This window comes from Tolypothrix sp. VBCCA 56010 (genome assembly GCF_050875635.1).
Taxonomy (GTDB): Bacteria; Cyanobacteriota; Cyanobacteriia; order Cyanobacteriales; family Nostocaceae; genus Hassallia.
Window position 1 is genome coordinate 1 of the sequence record NZ_JBPAOH010000355.1, and the last position, 1221, is coordinate 1221.

The following is a 1221-nucleotide window of genomic DNA, read 5'->3' on the forward strand; positions in this document are numbered from 1 at the left end:
CCCGATGCCCGATGCCCGATGCCCGATGCCCGATGCCCGATGCCCGATGCCCGATGCCCGATGCCCGATGCCCGATGCCCGATGCCCGATGCCCGATGCCCCATTCCCTGATAAAGTTCTAAAAAATAACGATTTTCGCGAATACTTAGCGGATTTAAGAGCCTGAGTCCAAAAAAAAGGCTACTTAAATCCGAAGCTTTGCTACGGATACGCGAAAGTTAGCTCCTCCAGTACAATCAACAAACGGAGGGGTACAAATCTGAAAATAATCATGGAAAATAGTCAGAATGTACAGCAGGAGCCAACGCAAGCAACAGCGCTCAGAGCAGACAAGGTAAAGAGTAAATCGAAGTCAATAGATAGCTTCATGCTTCTAATACGTCTGTTGGGACGCTACCCTTGGCTATTGTTGGTAGGGTTGCTAGGAATGTTTCTAGGGAGCGCAACCCTTGCAGTGTATAGCCTAAGTTATGCTGGGCGTGTGGAACCGGAAGAACCAGAAACAATACAAGCTGAAGTAGCACAACCAATCAACACCCCCCCTGAGACTAGCAATGCTACACCTTTATGGATGGTGGCAGCGATCGCCCTCAGTTGTGCTAGTGGTTGCTTTATAATTTTCCGATTGCTAAACCGTCCCCCACAGCGGCAAAAAGACCAGAAACAGATTAACCGCCATGAGGCACGCTTGGCACAACATCGTCATCAAAAATTAGAAGCACGTCCACCAGAGAATCCGCCAGTTTTTGTGCCTCCATCACAAAGCATGTCCTTCGCACCAGTAGCATCTAAAACAAAACCTATGGTGACAGTTTTGCCACCAGAACACACCATCCCCTTCGATAAAAGCAAAGAATCTTTAGCAGATATGCTGGATATTCGCAAACAAAGTTCTTTGTCGGCAATTTTACGCAAGTAGTAATAGTATTGTCAAAGACGATACAGAATTAATACTTTTGACTATTAAGGGCATGGCATCGCTGTGCCCTTAATAATTTTTAATATTAAATACAATTTCATACCAGCACCCAGTCTCTATGAAAGAGCGCAAGCTTTGAGGGTATTGCAGGCGATCGACAAAACCCATAAATGCTTATTAAGTAAATGGGCGAAATTAAACTTAAGCTCATCCCACCCCGCGCGTGGAGTGGGATGAGAGCGGGCATGGGGAATGGGGCATGGGGCATGGGAAAGAATGCCAATGCCCAATGCGATAGGGCC

2 protein-coding genes are annotated in these 1221 nt (G+C 46.8%); one reads left to right on the top strand and one right to left on the bottom strand.

Annotation, left to right across the window (positions count from 1 at the left end; all coding sequences use genetic code 11):
• Positions 1-271: 271 nt before the first annotated feature.
• The gene (locus AABK37_RS41420; RefSeq protein WP_432557184.1) at positions 272-919 is read left to right on the top strand and encodes a hypothetical protein; all 648 of its coding nucleotides are present in this window, start codon (positions 272-274) and stop codon (positions 917-919) included.
• A 116-nt stretch (positions 920-1035) separates the two neighbouring features.
• On the opposite strand, the gene AABK37_RS41425 is transcribed toward AABK37_RS41420, so the two are convergent.
• On the bottom strand, positions 1036-1221 hold a 186-nt coding region (locus AABK37_RS41425), incomplete at its 5' end, for a hypothetical protein (RefSeq protein ID WP_432557185.1).

Bases quoted from the DNA above. Each gene is read 5' to 3' on its own strand.
- AABK37_RS41420 (WP_432557184.1), top strand. From the start codon at position 272: ATGGAAAATAGTCAGAATGTACAGCAGGAGCCAACGCAAGCAACAGCG.